15 protein-coding genes are annotated in these 17,419 nt (G+C 71.7%); 5 read left to right on the plus strand and 10 right to left on the minus strand.

Annotation, left to right across the window (positions count from 1 at the left end; translation table 11 throughout):
• The first annotated feature begins 224 nt into the window (after positions 1-224).
• A complete protein-coding gene (gene dxs, locus AB0F15_RS09855) occupies positions 225-2,135 on the plus strand; it encodes a 1-deoxy-D-xylulose-5-phosphate synthase (protein WP_360267964.1) in 1,911 nt (636 codons plus the stop codon).
• On the opposite strand, the gene AB0F15_RS09860 is transcribed toward dxs, so the two are convergent.
• The 5 genes from AB0F15_RS09860 to AB0F15_RS09880 all read right to left on the minus strand — a co-directional run bounded on the left by AB0F15_RS09860 (position 2,136) and on the right by AB0F15_RS09880 (position 7,444).
• A complete protein-coding gene (locus AB0F15_RS09860; protein ID WP_360267967.1) occupies positions 2,136-2,645 on the minus strand; it encodes a hypothetical protein in 510 nt (169 codons plus the stop codon).
• A 517-nt stretch (positions 2,646-3,162) separates the two neighbouring features.
• Positions 3,163-3,354 carry a hypothetical protein gene (locus tag AB0F15_RS09865; protein ID WP_360267970.1) on the minus strand — a complete coding sequence of 64 codons (192 nt, stop codon included), beginning with the start codon at positions 3,352-3,354 and terminating at the stop codon, positions 3,163-3,165.
• A gap of 67 nt (positions 3,355-3,421) precedes the next feature.
• Entirely contained in the window at positions 3,422-5,065 is a 1,644-nt protein-coding gene (locus tag AB0F15_RS09870) for a thiamine pyrophosphate-binding protein (protein ID WP_360267972.1), read from the minus strand.
• The gene (gene speB / locus AB0F15_RS09875; RefSeq protein ID WP_360267975.1) at positions 5,062-6,006 is read right to left on the minus strand and encodes an agmatinase; all 945 of its coding nucleotides are present in this window, start codon (positions 6,004-6,006) and stop codon (positions 5,062-5,064) included. Before speB ends, AB0F15_RS09870 begins: the two co-directional genes overlap by 4 nt.
• Positions 5,999-7,444 (minus strand): sodium:solute symporter, encoded by a 1,446-nt coding sequence (locus AB0F15_RS09880; RefSeq protein WP_360267978.1) that lies wholly within the window; start codon positions 7,442-7,444, stop codon positions 5,999-6,001. Before AB0F15_RS09880 ends, speB begins: the two co-directional genes overlap by 8 nt.
• A gap of 96 nt (positions 7,445-7,540) precedes the next feature.
• Here AB0F15_RS09880 and AB0F15_RS09885 point away from each other — a divergent pair, with 96 nt between their 5' ends.
• From AB0F15_RS09885 to AB0F15_RS09895, 3 genes are read left to right on the plus strand one after another with little or no spacing between them, the layout of a single operon-like run.
• Positions 7,541-9,052: a PucR family transcriptional regulator gene (locus tag AB0F15_RS09885; protein ID WP_360267981.1), complete on the plus strand. Its 1,512-nt coding sequence runs from the start codon at positions 7,541-7,543 to the stop codon at positions 9,050-9,052.
• 35 nt (positions 9,053-9,087) lie between these two features.
• On the plus strand, positions 9,088-9,765 hold the full coding sequence (locus AB0F15_RS09890) for a response regulator transcription factor (RefSeq protein ID WP_360267984.1): 678 nt from the start codon (positions 9,088-9,090) through the stop codon (positions 9,763-9,765).
• A complete protein-coding gene (locus AB0F15_RS09895; protein ID WP_360267987.1) occupies positions 9,762-10,886 on the plus strand; it encodes a HAMP domain-containing sensor histidine kinase in 1,125 nt (374 codons plus the stop codon). The genes AB0F15_RS09890 and AB0F15_RS09895 overlap by 4 nt, the downstream gene beginning before the upstream one ends.
• A 143-nt stretch (positions 10,887-11,029) precedes the next feature.
• On the opposite strand, the gene AB0F15_RS09900 is transcribed toward AB0F15_RS09895, so the two are convergent.
• Together AB0F15_RS09900 and AB0F15_RS09905 are read right to left on the minus strand one after the other, a co-directional pair.
• A complete protein-coding gene (locus tag AB0F15_RS09900) occupies positions 11,030-11,311 on the minus strand; it encodes an alpha/beta hydrolase fold domain-containing protein (RefSeq protein ID WP_360267990.1) in 282 nt (93 codons plus the stop codon).
• Complete coding sequence (locus tag AB0F15_RS09905) at positions 11,295-12,818, minus strand: PHP domain-containing protein (protein ID WP_360267993.1); 1,524 nt, start codon at positions 12,816-12,818, stop codon at positions 11,295-11,297. The genes AB0F15_RS09900 and AB0F15_RS09905 overlap by 17 nt, the downstream gene beginning before the upstream one ends.
• 69 nt (positions 12,819-12,887) lie before the next feature.
• Here AB0F15_RS09905 and AB0F15_RS09910 point away from each other — a divergent pair, with 69 nt between their 5' ends.
• Positions 12,888-13,316: a hypothetical protein gene (locus AB0F15_RS09910; protein ID WP_360267996.1), complete on the plus strand. Its 429-nt coding sequence runs from the start codon at positions 12,888-12,890 to the stop codon at positions 13,314-13,316.
• On the opposite strand, the gene AB0F15_RS09915 is transcribed toward AB0F15_RS09910, so the two are convergent.
• From AB0F15_RS09915 to AB0F15_RS09925, 3 genes are all read right to left on the minus strand, one after another.
• On the minus strand, positions 13,313-15,424 hold the full coding sequence (locus AB0F15_RS09915) for a 3-hydroxyacyl-CoA dehydrogenase NAD-binding domain-containing protein (RefSeq protein WP_360267998.1): 2,112 nt from the start codon (positions 15,422-15,424) through the stop codon (positions 13,313-13,315). The genes AB0F15_RS09910 and AB0F15_RS09915 overlap by 4 nt on opposite strands.
• Positions 15,424-16,614 carry a thiolase family protein gene (locus tag AB0F15_RS09920; protein WP_360268598.1) on the minus strand — a complete coding sequence of 397 codons (1,191 nt, stop codon included), beginning with the start codon at positions 16,612-16,614 and terminating at the stop codon, positions 15,424-15,426. The genes AB0F15_RS09915 and AB0F15_RS09920 overlap by 1 nt, the downstream gene beginning before the upstream one ends.
• A gap of 127 nt (positions 16,615-16,741) precedes the next feature.
• Positions 16,742-17,371 (minus strand): DUF998 domain-containing protein, encoded by a 630-nt coding sequence (locus tag AB0F15_RS09925; protein WP_360268001.1) that lies wholly within the window; start codon positions 17,369-17,371, stop codon positions 16,742-16,744.
• Positions 17,372-17,419: the final 48 nt, after the last annotated feature.

Below are 17,419 nucleotides of genomic sequence, written 5' to 3' on the forward strand. Positions count from 1 at the left end.
CCACGCCGCGTGACCGCCACAGCGACGCGGAGAGACGAGGTTCACCCCCCGTGCTGACCGGCGGTCGCGCTCCGGTTGTGACCCCGGACGCGGCGGGCGGAACCGTACTGGCGGGTCTCCGTAGACTGGCCGGACAGTGTCTTCCGGGGCCCAGCCCCGGACCCGGCCGGGGGCAGGCCCCTGGACCCCCGAAGGCCGGAAGCGAGCAGGCGAGGTGGAGACGAGTGACGATGCTGGAGTCCGTGAGCGGACCGGCTGACCTGAAACGCATGAGTGTCGAGGACCTCGGCGAACTGGCTGCCGAGATCCGGGACTTCCTCGTCGACAAGGTCCGCCGGGCGGGCGGGCACCTGGGGCCGAACCTCGGCGTCGTCGAGCTCACCCTGGCCCTGCACCGCGTGTTCGATTCGCCCCGCGACGCGATCGTGTGGGACGTCGGTCACCAGGCGTACGTGCACAAGCTCGTCACCGGCCGCGCGGCCGGGTTCGACCTGCTGCGCCAGACCGGCGGCGTCACCGGCTACCCGTCGCGCTCGGAGAGCGAGCACGACTGGGTGGAGAGCAGCCACGCCTCGTCCGCTCTGTCCTATGTGGACGGTCTGGCGAAGGCGTTCGCCCTGGACGGTGGCGAGCGGCACGCGGTCGCCGTCGTCGGGGACGGCGCGCTCACCGGCGGCATGTGCTGGGAGGCGCTCAACAACATCGCCGCGCACCGCGACCGTCCGGTCGTGATCGTGATCAACGACAACGGCCGCTCCTACTCGCCGACCATCGGCGGCCTCGCCGACCACCTCGCCGCGCTGCGCCTGCAGCCGGGCTACGAGCGGCTCCTCGACGGTGGCCGCGAGATCCTCAAGCACACCCCGGTCGTCGGGAAGCCGCTCTACGCCGCGCTGCACGCCGCGAAGGCCGGCCTGAAGGACGCCCTCAGCCCGCAGGCGATGTTCTCCGACCTCGGCCTGAAGTACCTCGGCCCGGTCGACGGCCACGACCTCGCCGCGCTGGAGAAGGCGTTCCACAGCGCGCGCAGCTTCGGCGGCGCGGTGATCGTGCACGTGGTGACCGAAAAGGGCCACGGTTACGCGCCCGCGGTGAACAACGAGCACGACCAGATGCACCAGACCGACCCGATCGACCCGGAGACCGGCCTGCCGCCGGTGAAGGGTCCGAGCTGGACCGGCGTGTTCGGCGACGAGCTGGCGAAGATCGGTGCCGAGCGCGAAGACGTCGTCGCGATCACCGCCGCGATGCTGCGCTCGACCGGGCTGGACAAGTTCGCCGAGGCGTTCCCGGACCGCTGGTACGACGTCGGCATCGCCGAGCAGCACGCGGTCACCTCGGCCGCGGGCCTGGCCATGGGCGGGCTGCACCCGGTGGTGGCGATCTACTCGACGTTCCTCAACCGCGCGTTCGACCAGGTGCTGATGGACGTCGCGCTGCACCGCCTGCCGGTGACGCTGGTGCTCGACCGGGCCGGGATCACCGGGCCGGACGGCCCGAGCCACCACGGCATGTGGGACCTCTCGCTGCTCGGCATGGTGCCGGGGATGCGCGTGGCCGCCCCCCGCGACCCGGCGACGCTGCGCGAGGAGCTGCGCGAGGCCGTGGCGGTGTCCGACGGCCCGACGGCGCTGCGCTTTTCGAAGGGCAAGGTCGGCACGGACGTCACCGCCGTCGAGCGGATCGGCACGGTCGACGTGCTGCGCCGCCCGGCCGAGGGCGCCGACGTGCTGCTGGTGACGGTCGGCGCGTTCGCCACCCTCGGGCTGGCGGCCGCGGACCGGCTGGCCGACCAGGGCATCGGCGTCACGGTGGTGGACCCGCGCTGGGTGCTGCCGGTGCCTGCCGAACTGGTCGCGCTGGCGGCGCAGCACAAGCTGGTGGTGACGGTGGAGGACAGCGGCCGCCACGGCGGCTTCGGTTCGGCACTGGCGGCGCTGTTCCGCGACGCCGAGTGCGACGTCCCGCTGCGCGACCTGGCGGTGCCGCAGTCGTTCCACGACCACGGCAGCCGGGACGAGGTGCTGGCCCGGATCGGCCTGACGGCCCAGGACGTGGCCCGCCGGGTGACGGAGTGGGCCTCCGGGCGGCTGGGGACCCAGGAACCGGCGAAGAAGAACGCCGACCGCAGCTGATCAGTAGACGCCGAAGGTCAAGCCGGCTCCGGCGGACGCGCAGGGCGAGAGGTTGAGGTCGTCGGCCACCTGGTTGCCCCGCGCGTTCGCTTCGGCCGCTCGCTGGAGGTCGTCCAGCACCTGGGCGGCGTTTCCGCCGGCGTAGTCGGTCGCGGCGTGCTCGTACTCGCCGGCGGCCTGGTCCCAGGCGCCGGTCATCAGCTGGATCCGTTGCCGGGCTTCGACGGGTGCGCTGACATTGCGCAGATCCATGTCCATGGCCCGGTAAATGGCGGCGATTTTTCCGACGACGCCGGGCCACGGCCGACGTTGGTCGACTTCGGATTGCAGCGAGTTCAGCATCGAGTCGGCCTGCGTGCACACCGAAGTCGCGCCGGTGATCCAGTGATCGTCGACGGCATTGGCCGCAACGGGGGCGGGCGAGGGAGTGGGCGTGGAATTCGAGCCGATGACTCCCGTCTGCGCCAGAATGGTGATCAGCGCGGTCGACGCCGTGATGACGCCGGCCACGGCGATGAGCACAGCCCGGGTCGAGTGAAAGAAACCTCCCGAATCCTCGCGGTGAGAATCATAATCCGGAGGTGTCGTCCCGTGTACCATTTCCATCACTCTCGCCGGTCGTGCGGACAGGTGATTCACCGTGTCCCACCGCGAAGAACGGCGATAGGGGCTTTGGTCCCACGGGACTGATTTCTCACTCTTTCGGCGCAATAAAAGCTGTCGAAAAGAATTGTCGAAAATCGTCGGCACCTCGCCAGGACGGCCGCTCCGGCCGGAGCGCCGCTCGCACCGGGCTCAGGCGAACCTCGTCATCACTGCTTGACGCGGGTGTACTCGGCGAGGCGTGCGCCGAGAGGTCCTTGCCGTGGCCGGAGCGGCCGAACCCGCCGTGGGGCGGCAGCCGGGCGATGAGGCCCTGGACTCGGGACAACTGCATCGCGGATCACCGACGTGTGACCCGGTGCGTACTCCCCGGCGGCGGTGCCCTCCAGGTGCCGCGCCGCTCCGGCGAAGAACCGCAGGGCGCTCACGCACTCCGGGATCTTCTCGTCGAGCACCACGGACCGGATCTTGCCGGTCTCGCGCACCTCGAGGTAGGCGAACTCGCCCGCGCTTCTGGCGCGTCGGCGATCTTCAGCAGCGCCGGCTGTCGCTGGGCCGGAGTGCTGCGCCGCGACACCGCAAACGCTTGCGCGGCCGATTCGAGCGCCTTGTCCACAGCGGACTCGGTGGCGACTGTGCTGGTGCCGACGACTGCGCCGGGTCGGTCAGGTCGAGCGTGCGGGTCATGCCTGCTCCAGGTGGGTCGGCGCGAACAGCTTCAGCACGGCGGGGAGGACCACGACGGACGGGCCCGGTGTCCGCAGCGCATCGGCCAGGTCCGTGCCCACCTTGTCCAAAGAAGACAGTCGAGCGGGAACGCCGAAGGAAGCAGCCAACGCCACGAAGTCGGGCCGGGCCAGCTCCGTGGCCGTCGTCCGGCCGAAGGCGCCGGTGAGGTACTCGCGCAGGACGCCGTAGCCGCCGTCGTCGATGATCAGCCACGTGACGTCGAGGTTGTGCTGCACCGCCGTCGCCAGCTCGGCGACGCCGTACATCGCGCCGCCGTCGCCGGACACGGCGAGCGTGGGACCGCCGGTGACGGCGCCGCCGAGCGCGCCCGGCAGTCCGTGGCCCAGGCCGCCGGCGCCTTGCGCGGTGTGGATCGGCGCACCTTCGGGGTTCCACGCCGACCAGGCCCAGTACGCCGCGATCGTCATGTCCCAGAACGTCTGCGTGCCCTCGGGGAGGGCGGCCCGGATGTCGTCGATCAGCTTCCGTTCGGCGGCCAGGTCCTGACCGTCCAACCGCGACTCGACCCGCGCGAGCAACCCCGAAACCGCCTGCTCGGCCCGGCCGTCGGAGGCCCGCATCGGCACCCACTCCAGCAACGCCTGCAGCGTGAGCCGGACGTCGGCGTGGATGCCGAGACCGGGGTAGTTGGACTCCAGCTTGCCCAGGTCGGCCTCGACCTGGATCACCCGGCCGCGCGGGGCGAACTCGCGGTAGTTGCTGGACAGCTCGCCGAGGCCGGAGCCGAGCACGAGCAGGACGTCGGCGTCCGCCAGGAACTCCGTGGTGTGCCAGTCCTCCAGCCACGACCGCCCGGACAGTTCGTGCTCCCACGGGAAGACCCCCTTGCCGCCGAAGGTCGAGATCACCGGCGCGCGCAGAGCTTCGGCCAAGGCCAGGAGTTCGGCGTGGGCGCCCGACCGCAACGTCCCGCCGCCGGCGAGGATCACCGGGTTCGACGCGGCGGCCAGCAAGCCGGCCGCCGAGGTGACCAGCTCCGGCAGGGGCGCCAAAACCGGGGGAGCGGCCGTCACCGACGTGATCGGCGGGATCCCGGCCGGGCCGAGCAGCACGTCCTGGGGGATCTCGACCCACACCGGGCCGTAGGGCGCGGTCGCCGCCGACGTCCAGGCCTCCCGCAGGGCCGAAGGGAGCTGGCTCGCCCGCCGGACGACGTGCACCGACTTGACGACGTCCCGGAAGCTCGCCTGCTGGTCGGGCAGTTCGTGCAGGTAGCCGTGCCGCCCGCCGCCGAGCCCGGCGACCGGGACCTGGCTGGAGATCCCGAGCACCGGCACCGAAGCGGCCCGGGATTCCTGCAGTGAAGCCAACGTGAGCAGGGCACCCGGGCCGGTGGAGACGATCAGGGGCGTCACCGGCACCGGGCCGTCGGGGTCCGCCGCGAGCCGCGCGCGGGCGTGCCCGTCGGCGGCGAAGGCGAGGTTGTTTTCCACGCGCCCGCTGATCACCCGGATGTCGCCGGCGCGCCGCAGGGCTTCGAACAGGCCCAGTGCGTGCTGCCCGGGCAGGCCGAACACGGTGTCGGCCCCCAGCGCCCGCAGGGTCTCGACGACGACGTCACCGCCGATGCGGGTCATGCGCCCTTCCCCAGTGCCAGCAGGCTCACCAGGTCGTAGGCGACGTGGGAGGCCGCGATGGCGGTGATCTCGGCGTGGTCGTACGCCGGGGCGAGCTCGACGACGTCCGCGCCGACCAGGTTCAGGTCGCGCAGCCCGCGCAGGATCTCCAGGAGCTCGCGGCTGGTCAGGCCGCCCGCCTCGGGCGTGCCGGTGCCGGGTGCGTGGGCCGGGTCGAGCACGTCGATGTCGACCGAGACGTACAGCGGGCGGTCGCCGATGCGCTGCCGCAGCGCGTCGACGGTCTCGGTGACGCCGCGGCGCAGGACGTCGCCCGAGGTGACGATGCCGAAGCCGAGCCGCCGGTCTTCTTCGAGGTCCCGCTTGCCGTAGAGCGGTCCGCGCGTGCCGACGTGCGACAACGCGCTCGTGTCGAGGATCCCTTCTTCCGACGCCCGCCGGAACGGGGTGCCGTGGGTGTACGGCTCGCCGAAGTAGGTGTCCCAGGTGTCGAGGTGGGCGTCGAAGTGCAGCAGCGCGACGGGTCCGTGCTGCTTCGCCACGGCCCGCAGCAGCGGCAGCGCGATGGTGTGGTCGCCGCCGACGGTCACCAGCCGCGTCCCGTCCGCCTGCAGCGCCTCGGCTTCCTGCTGCAGCGTCTCGATCGCTTCGCCGATGTTGAACGGGTTGACCGCGATGTCCCCGGCGTCGACGACCTGCTTCTCGGCGAACGGCGAGACGTCCAGCTCCGGGTGGTACGGCCGCAGCAGCCGGCTCGCCTCGCGGACCGCGGCCGGGCCGAACCGCGCGCCGGGCCGGTAGGACACCCCGGAGTCGAAGGGCACCCCGACGACGGCGACGTCGGCGCGCTCGACCTGGTCGATCCGCGGTAGCCGCGCGAAGGTCGCGAAGCCGGCGAACCGGGGGATGCGCGACGAGTCGAGGGGTCCGATGTTAGGCACTGGCAGGCTCCTGTTCCCGGTTCGAGATGGGCGTTTCCTCGCCGCTCAGGCGGCGGCTCCAGACGGACAGGATCGAGGCGTCCGTGCGGGGCGTGGCGAAGCTGACGGCCAGGTAGACGACCAGGCTCGCGCCGAGACCCCAGTAGATCGGGGTGTTGGCGGCGACGCCGTCGATGATCATGAAGGCGATGACCGAGAGCGTGCCGGCCACCATCGACGCGTACGCGCCCTGCCGCGTGCCGCGCTTCCAGGACAGCGCGCCGACGATCGCGACGAGCAGGCCGCCCACCAGGATGTCGTAGGCGATGGTGAGCGCGTCGACCACGTCGTCGACGATCATCGCGATGCCGATGGCCAGGAGGCCGAGCACGAACGTGGCGATCCGGTTGCGGCCGACTTCACCGCCCTTCTTCAGGCCCAGCTTGGTCAGCAGGTCCGACGTCGTGGTGGTGGAACACGCGATCAGCGCGCCACTCGCCGTCGACATCATCGCCGAAAGCGCCGCGGCCAGCACCAGGCCGCGGACGCCGGTCGGCAGCAGCCGCTCGACGATCGTCGCGAAGGCGTCCTGCGCGCTGGCGAGGTCGGGGTACAGGGCGCGCGCCGCGGTGCCGATCAGGGCGCCCGCCAGGCCGTAGACCAGGCAGTAGACCCCGGAGGTGAGGCCGCCGGACGTCGCGATCACGGGTGTGCGGGCGGTGAACACGCGCTGCCAGATGTCCTGGCCGATCAGCAGCCCGAAGGTGTAGATCACGAAGTACGTGATGATCGTGTCGCCGCCGATCGAGGTGAAGCTGAAGAAACTCGCGTCCAGCTTCTCGCTCATGCCGTCGAAACCGCCGGCCGAGCTGATCGCGACCGGCAGCAGGATCGCCAGGATGCCGATGGTCTTGATGACGAACTGGGCGATGTCGGTGAGCGTGATCGACCACATGCCGCCGAGTACCGAGTAGAGCACCACGATCGAGCCGCCGATCGCGATCCCGGCCCAGTTCGGCAGGGCGAACAGCACCTTGAAGATGGTCGCGAACGCCAGCGTCGAGGTCACCGTGAGCATCAGCGTGTAGCCCCACATGACGACGCCGGACACCGCGCTGGTGCGGCCGCCGTAGCGCAGGTCGAGCATCTCGCCGACGGTGTAGACCTTCAGCCGCACGAGCCGCCGCGCGAAGAGCGCGTGCAGCACCAGGATGCCGACGCCGATGCTGACGACCAGCCACATGCCGGAGAGGCCGTAGGTGTAGCCGAGCTTCACGCCGCCGACGGTGGACGCGCCGCCGAGCACGACGGCCGACATCGTGCCGGAGTACATGAACCAGCCCAGCCGCCGCCCGGCGACGAGGTAGTCGGACTTCGTCTTCGCGAGCCGGAGGCCGTACCAGCCGACCCCGAGCATGCCCGCGATGTACAGCGCGATCACCGCGTAGTCGCCGGTCACGGTGTCCTCCTCGTCGGTTTCGGGCCACCGTAAATTCGCCCGCCACCCTCTCGGCATGGGACGATTCATCCCCAAGTCGACATCGTTGAGGACGCAATGACCCAGATCACGGATTCGCTGTCCACCGAGGTGAATGTTCCGTTACGGGACGTGGTCGGCAACCCGGAGCTCGCGCTCGACGTCGTTCCCGAGACGCTGCGGCCGGGCGCCCTGGACGCCCCGGTGCGCTGGGCGCACGTCAGCGAGCTGCAGGACCCCGCGCCCTACCTGCTGGGCGGCGAGCTGATCCTCACCGCGGGGGTCAACCTGCCGGAGCGGATCGACCAGTACGTGCGCGGGCTGCGCGAGGCCGGCGTGACGGCGCTCGGGTTCGGCCTCACCCCGACGGTGCACGAGACCCTGCCGGAGCCCCTGCGCCGGGCTTGCGCGCGGAGCGGGCTGCCGCTGCTGGTGGTGCCGTCGAGCACGCCGTTCCTGGCGGTCAACCAGGCGGTCTCGGTCGCGCTGACCGAGGCCGGGCAGCGGGAGCAGCGGCGGATCACGGCGGCGCGCGAGACGTTGACGCGCGCCGCGGGTGGCGGCCTCGGCGAGCTGACGTCGTCGCTGGCGGTGGTGCTGCGGTCCTGGGTCGCCCTGGTCGGCGGCGGGGACGTGCTGGCCTCGGCGCACGATTCGCCTTCGCCGCTGCCGCCGGAGGTGCGGGAGCTGATGGCGACCGTGCGGGCGGGCAGCGGGATCCGGAGCGCGACCACCGAACTCGACGGCGGGTTCGTCGTCGTCCAGCCGGTGTATCCCCAGGCCACGGCGTCGCACCTGGTGGTCGTCGGCCGGTCCCGGCGGCTCGACGGCGCCGAGCGGGCGATCCTCGCCGTCGGCGCCGCCCTGCTCGGCCTGGTCGGCCGCGCGGGCTCGGACGCGGCCGAGCTGGGCGCGGCGGCCACCGGCCTGCTGCTCGGCCGGACGACTCCCGGGGAAGTGGCCCGGTCACTGCTGGGGTCGGACGTGGTCCGGCTGGTCGCCGGGGCGGCGTACCGGCGTGGCCCGGACGAGGTGGCCCAGCGCCCGGACTGGCTGCGGGCCCGGCTGGACACGCCGTTGGTCTCGGTGCGGCCCGGGCCGTCCTTCGTGGCCGTCGCCGGGGCGGTCTCGCTGCCGGTGCTCGAGGGCCTGCGCGAACACGGCTGGCTGGCTGCGGTGGGCTCGCCGGTGCCCGCTTCCCAGGCGGCCTCGGCTCGGGCCGAGGTGGAGCTGCTGCTTTCGCGGGCGCTCGCCCTCGGCCGTCCGATCGTGGCCGGGACCGAGCCGCTGGACTTCGACGCGCTGCTGGACCCGGACGCTTCCCGGGGGTTCGCTGCGAAGGCACTTCAGCCGGTGGTGGCGCTGGATCGCGCGGGGGACCGGTCACTGGTGCCGACGCTGCGGACGTGGCTCGCCCACCACGGCGCCTGGGAACCGACGGCCGCGGAACTGGGCGTCCACCGCAACAGCGTCCGGCACCGGATCGCGCAGGTGGAGAAGGCATTGGGGGTGGAATTGGCGGACCCGGAGGTCCGGATGCGGCTGTGGTTCGCGCTGCGCTGGCTCTCACCGGTCACACACAGTCCTTAAAGGGCACTCTCAGGAAAATATGGGATTGTGTGCTGGTGCGAGTTTTGGTAGTCGAGGACGAAGAACCCCTGGCCGACGCGATCGCCCGTGGCCTGCGCCGCGAGGGGATGGCGGTGGACGTCGCGCTCACCGGGGACGACGGGCACGAGAAGGCCGCCGTCACCCGGTACGACGTCGTGCTGCTGGACCGCGACCTGCCCGGGATGTCCGGGGACGAGCTGTGCCGGGAGATCGTCGCGTCCGGGGAGCTGACCCGGGTGCTGATGCTCACCGCGAGCAGCTCGGTGTCGGACCGCGTGGAGGGGCTGTCGCTGGGCGCCGACGACTACCTGGCCAAGCCGTTCGCCTTCCCCGAGCTGGTCGCGCGGGTGCGGGCGCTCGGCCGCCGCGCCACGCCGGCCGCGCCGCCGCTGCTCACCGCCGGGGACGTCGAGCTCGACCCGGCGAAGCGGACCGTCCGCCGCGCGAGCGGGCCGATCGAGCTGACGCGCAAGGAGTTCGGCGTCCTCGAGGTCCTGCTGCAGGCCGCCGGATCGGTCGTCAGCAGCGAGGAACTGCTCGAACGCGTCTGGGACGAAAACGCCGACCCGTTCACCACGACCGTCCGGGTCACCGTGATGACGCTGCGCAAGAAGCTCGGCGAGCCGGGGATCATCGAGACCGTCGTCGGCTCCGGGTACCGGGTGCCGGAGCCCGGCGCGCCACGCGCGTGAACCTGCCGGGCACCCGCAGCCTCCGTGTCCGGATCACCCTGCTGGCGACCGTGCTGGTCGCCGCGGTCAGCCTGCTGCTGCTCTGGCTCGGCTGGACGCTGGTGCGCGACTCGCTCGACGCCGTGCCCCAGATGCCGCCGGGCAGCACGGTCGTCGTCGACGGCGTGGAGGTCGACGCGTCGACGCTCGCCGAGCACCTGCGGGTGCACGCCCGCGACCGGATGCTGCTGTTCGGTTCGCTGGCGTTCCTGCTGGTGGTGGCGGCCGCGGCGATCCTCGCCTGGACGTTCACGTCACGGGTGCTGCTGCCGCTGCGCGAGATCACCGGGACCGCCCGGCGGCTGTCGGTCGAGTCACTGGGGGAGCGGATCGGCGAGATCCGCTCCCGCGACGAGCTGGCCGAGCTGGCGGGCACGTTCGACGACATGCTCGACCGGCTCCAGGCCGCGTTCGACGCCCAACGCCACTTCGTCGCCAACGCCAGCCACGAGCTGAGGACGCCGTTGTCGGTGATCCGCACGGAACTGGACGTCACCCTGGCCGACGACGACGCCGACGCAGCCGAGCTGCGCCGGATGGGCGGCGTGGTCCGCGACGCGACCGAGCGCGCCGGGCAGCTGGTGAACTCCCTGCTGCTGCTGGCCCGCACCGACGGCGCGGGGCTCGGCGTGCACGAGCCGGTGGACCTCGCCGTGGTCGTCGACCGGGCGTGGCGCGCGGTCCGGCGCGAAGCCAACCAGCGCGGTATCCGGGCTTCGTTCACGACGCCGCCGGCGCCCGCGTTCGGCGATCCGGCGCTGCTGGAGCGGATCGCGGGCAACCTGCTGGAGAACGCGGTCCGCCACAACGTCGAGGACGGCTGGCTGGAGGTCGTGACGCAGCCGGGGCCGCGGTGGTCGACGCTGCGGGTCCGCTCCTCGGGCGGGCTGGTGGACCCGGCGACGGTACCGGAGCTGTTCGAGCCGTTCCGCCGGGCGGGCGTGGCCCGCACGGCCCGCTCGGGCGCGGGCCTCGGCCTTTCGATCGTCCGCGCGGCGGTGGCGGCCCACGGCGGGAGCGTGACGGCGGAACCGATCGTGGGCGGCGGCCTCGGCGTGACGGTCCACCTGCCGGTGCGCTGACCGAGCGCCACCAGTCATCACCCGTGATCGGAACCGGATCTCGCGTGCTTGGAGCCGGATCTCGCGTGATCAGAGACGGATCTCGCGAGATCCGCCCACAATCACGCGAGATCCGTGTTCGATCACGTGAGATCCGTGCTCAATCACGTGGTCGGGACAGGGCGAGGCCGGCGCGGAGGACTCCGGCGGCGTGGAGCATGGCCGCGCGGGCGTCCGGGTCGATGCCGACCCGGTTGGCGAAGCCGTGCAGCTGGCCTTCGTGACGTCGGTGGACCAGGGGGACTCCGGCGGACGCGAGCCGGCGCGTAGGCCTCGCCTTCGTCGCGGAGGAGGTCGAAGCCGCACGTGGCCACGAATGTCGGGGGCAGGCCGTCGAGGGCGTCGTCGTAGAGGACCGATGTGGTCCATTCAGCACAAGTCCACAAAAACCGGGTTCGCGTACATCCACAAGTCTTCGAACGGGTTCGCCTGCCCGATGACGTCCGGAGTGGGCTCGGCGTCGCCGTTCGAGCCCCGGACGCGCACGTAGAACGGCGAACGCACATTCCGGAAGGTGTGCCGGAACACGACCTGCCGCCCCGGCGCCCACTGCGGCTCGAACGACTCCACGACCCGCGTGCCCGGCGCGGTCATCGTGTCGCGGTCGGCGGCCGGGCCGGTCACCGGCCCCGCGACGACGTCGAGCCGCGCCAGCCGCGGCACCGAGCCGCCGCCGTTCGGCCGCGACGCGAGCCGCGCGCGCACCACGACCGTGACGTCCGATCCGCGCCGCACCCGCAGGCGCCCGCCCAGCGTCGCCGAGGAACCACCGCCGGACACGCCGACCTCGAGCTCCTGGACCAGGCCGCCGTGGGACAGCCAGATCCGCCCGGCCCGCAGGCCCTCCAGGACGCCTTCGAGGCTGCGCCGCGTGACGCCGACGTACGTGCGGCTGAACTCACCCGGGTAGAAGTCGGCGTACGGAGCGGCCAGCTGCGGGACGCCGGAGTCGAGCGGGTCGGGGAACTTGCCGGTCGTGTCGTACCAGTCGCCCGGCACGTCCGGGCGGACCAGCGTGTCGCCGCGGTTGTAGTGCGAGTCGGAGTTCGTGGTGACCCACCACGGCTTGCCTTCGGCGAGCAGGGAGTCCCACAGCCCGCCGACCTTCGCCGTCGCCCAGTCCCAGCCGCCGTGCGTCCGGTACGCCTCGGCCGGGTAGCCTGGCCACGAGTTCGGGCCGGGGTTGTTGACGTAGCCGCCGCGCGCGCCGCCGTTGCCGAGCGGCTTGGGGAAGCCGTCCGCCTGGGCGCCGGGCGCGCCTTCCATGCCGATGACGATGCCCGGCGCGGCGTCGCGGTAGGCCCGCAGCTCGTGCGGGGCGACGCGGCCGTTGCGCAGCGGGTGGTTGATCAGCACGACCGGCGCGTGAATCCGCCTCGCCTGTTCCTCCGAGGCCAGCCAGCGCAACGCCCGGAGCGCGAGCGCCTCGTTCGCCGGGCTCGACGCCTCCGAGTTCGTCAGCCGCCAGTCGAAGGCCCGCTCGAACTCGCGCAGCTTGGCTGCCTGCTCCGAACCGGCCTGGAAGAACACGGTCGCGTGCTCGGCGCCGGGGACGTTCCACTCCATGCCGTGCCACAGCAGCAGGTCCGGGTACTTCCGCCGGGCGGCGAGGAAGTCGGCTTCGGTGGGCTCGACCGACACGTTCTCGTGCTCGGCGTGGCCGTGGTCGGTGAAGACGATCCAGTCCGCGCCGTGCGCCCGCCCGCCGCGCGCGATGTCGTCGATCCGGTACATCGCGTCGTACGAGTACTGGCTGTGCGTGTGGTGGTCGCCCACGAGCCACTGGTAACGACCGCACAGGCCGCTGAAGTCGAGGTCGGGGGCCTGGAGGGGCACGCTCGCGGCGGCGGCGAGGCCGGCGCCCTTGAGGAAGCGGCGTCTGTCGGTGGTCACGGCGGGACGCTAAGCCGCCGGGGTGAACGGGTGGTGTCCCCGCGGACAACGTGTGCTGTGATCTTCGGTGTGGCGGAGAAACCCCTGACCCGGGTGCTGCTGCCGGTGATCGCGCTGGCACTGGCGGCAGGCATCGGGCTCGCGTTCTTCATCGCCGCGCTCGTCCGGCCACCCGGTCTGCCGGTGGACACGAACCCCGCACCCCTGGCCGGGCACACGCTGTGCGCGGCGGTCGTCGTGACCTTTTCGTCCGAAGAGGACATGCGGGCCGCGGTGCCGTCCTTCCGCGCCGACCCGAAGGCCCGGCGGGTGTTCGTGGAGCCGCCGTCGGTGTCCCTGCTCGCCGTCCCCGGCACCGACCTGAAGGCCTGGGCGCAGGAGCTGCACGCCCGCTACCGGACGGCCGAACGCGTGACGGTCATCGACTCCGACACGACGGCGGCGCAGCTGAAACTCACCGCGCCGCCGCCGAAGTGCCCGAGAGAGGGCGAATACTAGCGAGCCGGGACCGAAGCCACGCCCGGAGCGAGGAACGGCTTGCCGTTCACGCGCTCGGACACGCCGGAGCGGTCCAGGTACGGCGTGATGCCGCCGTTCCAGAACGGCCAACCGGCCCCGAGGAGCAGGCACAGGTCGATGTCCTGCGCCTCGGCGACCACGCCCTCGTCGAGCATGATCCGGATCTCCTCGGCGATGGCGGACAGGGCCCGCTCGCGCACCTGCTCCGAAGTGGACGGCCGGTCGCCCTGCGTCCAGAGCTCGACGACCTCCGGGTCGGGCGACTGGTTGCCCTTGTCGTCCCAGACCCAGACGGCCTTCTTGCCCGCCTTGACGAACTTGGCGAGGTTGTCCGACACCGTGAACCGGTCCGGGAACGCCTCGTGCAGCGTCTCGCCGACGTGCAGCGCGATGGCCGGGCCGACGAGCTGCATCAGCGTCAGCGGCGTCATCGGCAGGCCGAGCGGTTCGAGGGCCCGGTCGGCGACCTCGAACGGCGTGCCCTCGTCGACGGTGACGAGCACCTCGCCGAGGAAGCGCAGCAGCAGCCGGTTGACGACGAACGCCGAAGCGTCCTTCACCAGCACGCTCGACTTCTTCAGCTGCTTGCCGACCGAGAACGCCGTCGCCAGCGCCGCGTCGTCGGTCCGCTCGCCGCGGACGATCTCCAGCAACGGCAGCACGGCCACCGGGTTGAAGAAGTGGAAGCCCACGACCCGCTCGGGGTGCTGCAGCTTCGACGCCATCGCGGTGATCGACAGCGACGAGGTGTTCGTCGCCAGGATCGCCTCCGGCTTGACGTGCTGCTCCAGCTCGGCGAACACCTGCTGCTTGACGCCCAGCTCCTCGAACACGGCTTCGATGACGAAGTCGGCGTCGGCGAACGCGGCCTTGTCGAGCGAGCCGGTGACCAGCGCCTTGAGCCGGTTCGCGCTGTCCGGGGAGAGGCGCTTCTTGCCCAGCAGCTTGTCGATCTCGGCGTGGACGTACCCGACGCCCTTGTCGACGCGCTCCTGATCGACGTCGGTCAGGACGACCGGCACCTTCAGGCGGCGGACGAACAGCAGCGCGAGCTGGCTGGCCATCAGGCCGGCGCCGACGATGCCGACCTTGTTCACCTTGCGGGCCAGAGACTTGTCCGGCGCGCCGGCCGGGCGCTTGGCGCGCTTGTTGACCAGGTTGAACGAGTACAGCCCGGCGCGCAGGACGTCGGACATGAGCAGCTCGGCGAGGCCGTCGGTCTCGGCCGCGTAGCCGCGGTCCAGATCGTTTTCGCGAGCCAGCTCCAGCAGTTCGACGGCCTTCGTCGCGCCCGGCGAGGCGCCGTGCGTGCGACCATCCACAATGGACTTGGCGCGCGCGATGGCCGCGTCCCAGCCGGACCCGCGGTCGATCTCGGGGCGGGCCGGGGTGATTTCGCCGTTCACCACGCGAGCCAGCCACAGCAGCGACTGCTCGAGGTAGTCGGCGGACCCGAACACCTCGTCGACGATGCCGAGCTGGGCCGCCTGCTTGACGTTCAGCATCTTGTTCTGCGCCAGGGCGTTCTCGATGATCACCGTGACGGCGGCGTCCGCGCCGATCAGGTTCGGCAGCAGCTGCGTGCCGCCCCAGCCCGGGAACAGGCCGAGGAAGACCTCGGGGAACGCGATCGCGGCGGTGTTCTCCGACAGCGTCCGGTAGTGGCAGGACAGCGCCAGCTCCAGGCCGCCGCCCATGACCGCACCGTTCACGAACCCGAACGTCGGGATCGAAGACTCGGTGAGGCGGCGGAACACGTCGTGCCCGGTTTGGGCGATCTCGCGCGCCAGCTCGGGGTCGCTCACCGATTCGACGCCGGACAGGTCGGCGCCGACGGCGAAGATGAACGGCTTGCCGGTGACGGCGATCGCGGCCGGCTCGGCCTCGAACGCCTTGTCCAGCGCGGAGTTCAAGGACACGAGTCCCTGCGGGCCGAAGGTGTTCGGCCGGGTGTGGTCGTGGCCGTTGTCGAGCGTGATCAGCGCGACCTGCTTCGTGAGGCCGGGCACCTTGATCAGGCGGGTCTTCGCGACCGTGACGACCTCGTCCGGGAACGCGGCCTTCGCTGCTTCAGCGGTGAAAGTCATTACTTGGCCCCCTCGAACGCCGGGTTCTCCCAGATCACGGTGCCGCCCATGCCGATGCCGATGCACATCGTCGTCATGCCGTAGCGCACGTCGGGCCGCTCGGCGAACTGGCGGGCCAGCTGCGTCATGAGCCGGACGCCGGACGAGGCCAGCGGGTGGCCGCACGCGATGGCGCCGCCCCACTGGTTCACGCGCGGGTCTTCGTCGTCGATGCCGAAGTGGTCGAGGAAGGCCAGCACCTGGACGGCGAAGGCCTCGTTGATCTCGAACAGGCCGATGTCGTCGATCGACAGGCCGGTGCGCTTGAACAGCTTCTCGGTGGCCGGCACCGGGCCGATGCCCATGACCTCCGGCTCGACACCGGCGAAGGAGTAGCCGACCAGCCGCATGGCGACCGGCAGGCCCAGCTCGCGGGCGGTTTCCTCGTCGGCGAGCAGCGACGCGGTCGCGCCGTCGTTGAGGCCGGCCGCGTTGCCCGCGGTGATCCGGCCGAAGGGCCGGAACGGCGTCTTCAGGTTCGCGAGGGTTTCGAGCGTGGTGCCCGGGCGGGGCGGCTCGTCCTCGGTGGCCAGGCCCCAGCCCAGCTCCTTCGAGCGGGTGGCGACCGGGACCAGTTCGGGGCCGATCTTGCCGGTCTTGACGGCCTCGGCGTAGCGCTCCTGGCTGCGCGCGGCGTAGGCGTCGGTGCGCTGCTTGGTGATCGCGGGGAACCGGTCGTGCAGGTTCTCGGCGGTCTGGCCCATGACGAGTGCGGTCGGGTCGACGAGCTTGTCGGCGATGATCCGCGGGTTCGGGTCGACCCCTTCACCCATCGGGTGGCGGCCCATGTGCTCGACGCCGCCGGCGATGGCGATGTCGTAGGCGCCGAAGCCGATGCCGGACGCGGCGGTCGTGACGGCGGTCATCGCGCCGGCGCACATGCGGTCGATGGCGAAGCCGGGCACCGACTTGGGCAGCCCGGCCAGCAGCGCGGCGGTGCGGCCGATGGTCAGGCCCTGGTCGCCGGTCTGGGTGGTGGCGGCGATGGCCACCTCGTCGACGCGCTCGGGCGGCAGTTCGGGGTGCCGCCGCAGCAGCTCACGGATGGCGTTGACGACCAGGTCGTCGGCGCGGGTCCCGGCGTAGATGCCCTTGTCGCCGGCCTTGCCGAAGGGGGTGCGGACCCCCTCGACGAAGGCGACGTTTCGCACGCCCCGCGCGGTCGGCGCGAGCGGCGTTGCTGGTGCGGCCACGAATGCTCCATCAAGTAGACGTTGTTGACCGCACGATAGCCCTTGTTACCGGTCGGTAACCAGTGGTGTGGCCCGGTCGAGTGGGCTACCGCACACTCCTGGGTTCCAGAGTCTGTCCTTTCACGAGCCAGGCGACGCCGAACGCCTCCACCGCGACGGCCTCCAGCCACAACGCGGGCAGCAGCGACGGCAGCAGGCCGAGCGCCTTGGTCACCGCGATCAGCACCAGGCAGGCGAGGATCACCACCCCGCAGGCGCGGTAGACGACGCCGGTGCCGGGCGGCTGCTCGCCGTCGTGGGGGAACAGGCGGAGGCAGAAGTACGCGAGGGAGAGGAAGAACACGGCCGCGAAGACCCAGTGCAGCACGCCGGAGGTCCGGTCCCAGCCCGTCACGTCGTGGTCCGGGGTGGTGGGCAGCAGGGCGAGGCCGATCGCGCCGAGCCCGGCGATGCTGCTGGCGAGGTTGTCGATCCGGTCGTGGCCGTAGTAGGCGAGGAGGAACACCCCGACCGCGCACATGGCGCCGACCAGGACGTCCCGCAGGTCGGTGTAGTAGTAGCCGCTCAGCGACCCGATGAGGTCACCGCCGTCCACGAGCTGCTTGCCGAGGACGAGGACGACCGGGAGGGCCAGGCCGATGAGCCCGATCGCGCGCCGGAGGAACAGGTACGAGTGGACGAGCGTGGTCTGCGGGGATGTGGTCGCCGTGGTCATGGCCGCCTCCGGGGGTTCACTCAGGAGAATCGGCGTCCAGGTGCCCAC

Source organism: Amycolatopsis sp. NPDC026612 (assembly GCF_040638285.1).
In the GTDB taxonomy this organism is placed as follows: Bacteria; Actinomycetota; Actinomycetes; order Mycobacteriales; family Pseudonocardiaceae; genus Amycolatopsis.

Bases quoted from the DNA above. Each gene is read 5' to 3' on its own strand.
- AB0F15_RS09915 (WP_360267998.1), bottom strand. From the start codon at position 15,424: ATGACTTTCACCGCTGAAGCAGCGAAGGCCGCGTTCCCGGACGAGGTC.
- AB0F15_RS09925 (WP_360268001.1), bottom strand. From the start codon at position 17,371: ATGACCACGGCGACCACATCCCCGCAGACCACGCTCGTCCACTCGTAC.
- AB0F15_RS09885 (WP_360267981.1), top strand. From the start codon at position 7,541: ATGACCCAGATCACGGATTCGCTGTCCACCGAGGTGAATGTTCCGTTA.
- AB0F15_RS09870 (WP_360267972.1), bottom strand. From the start codon at position 5,065: ATGACCCGCATCGGCGGTGACGTCGTCGTCGAGACCCTGCGGGCGCTG.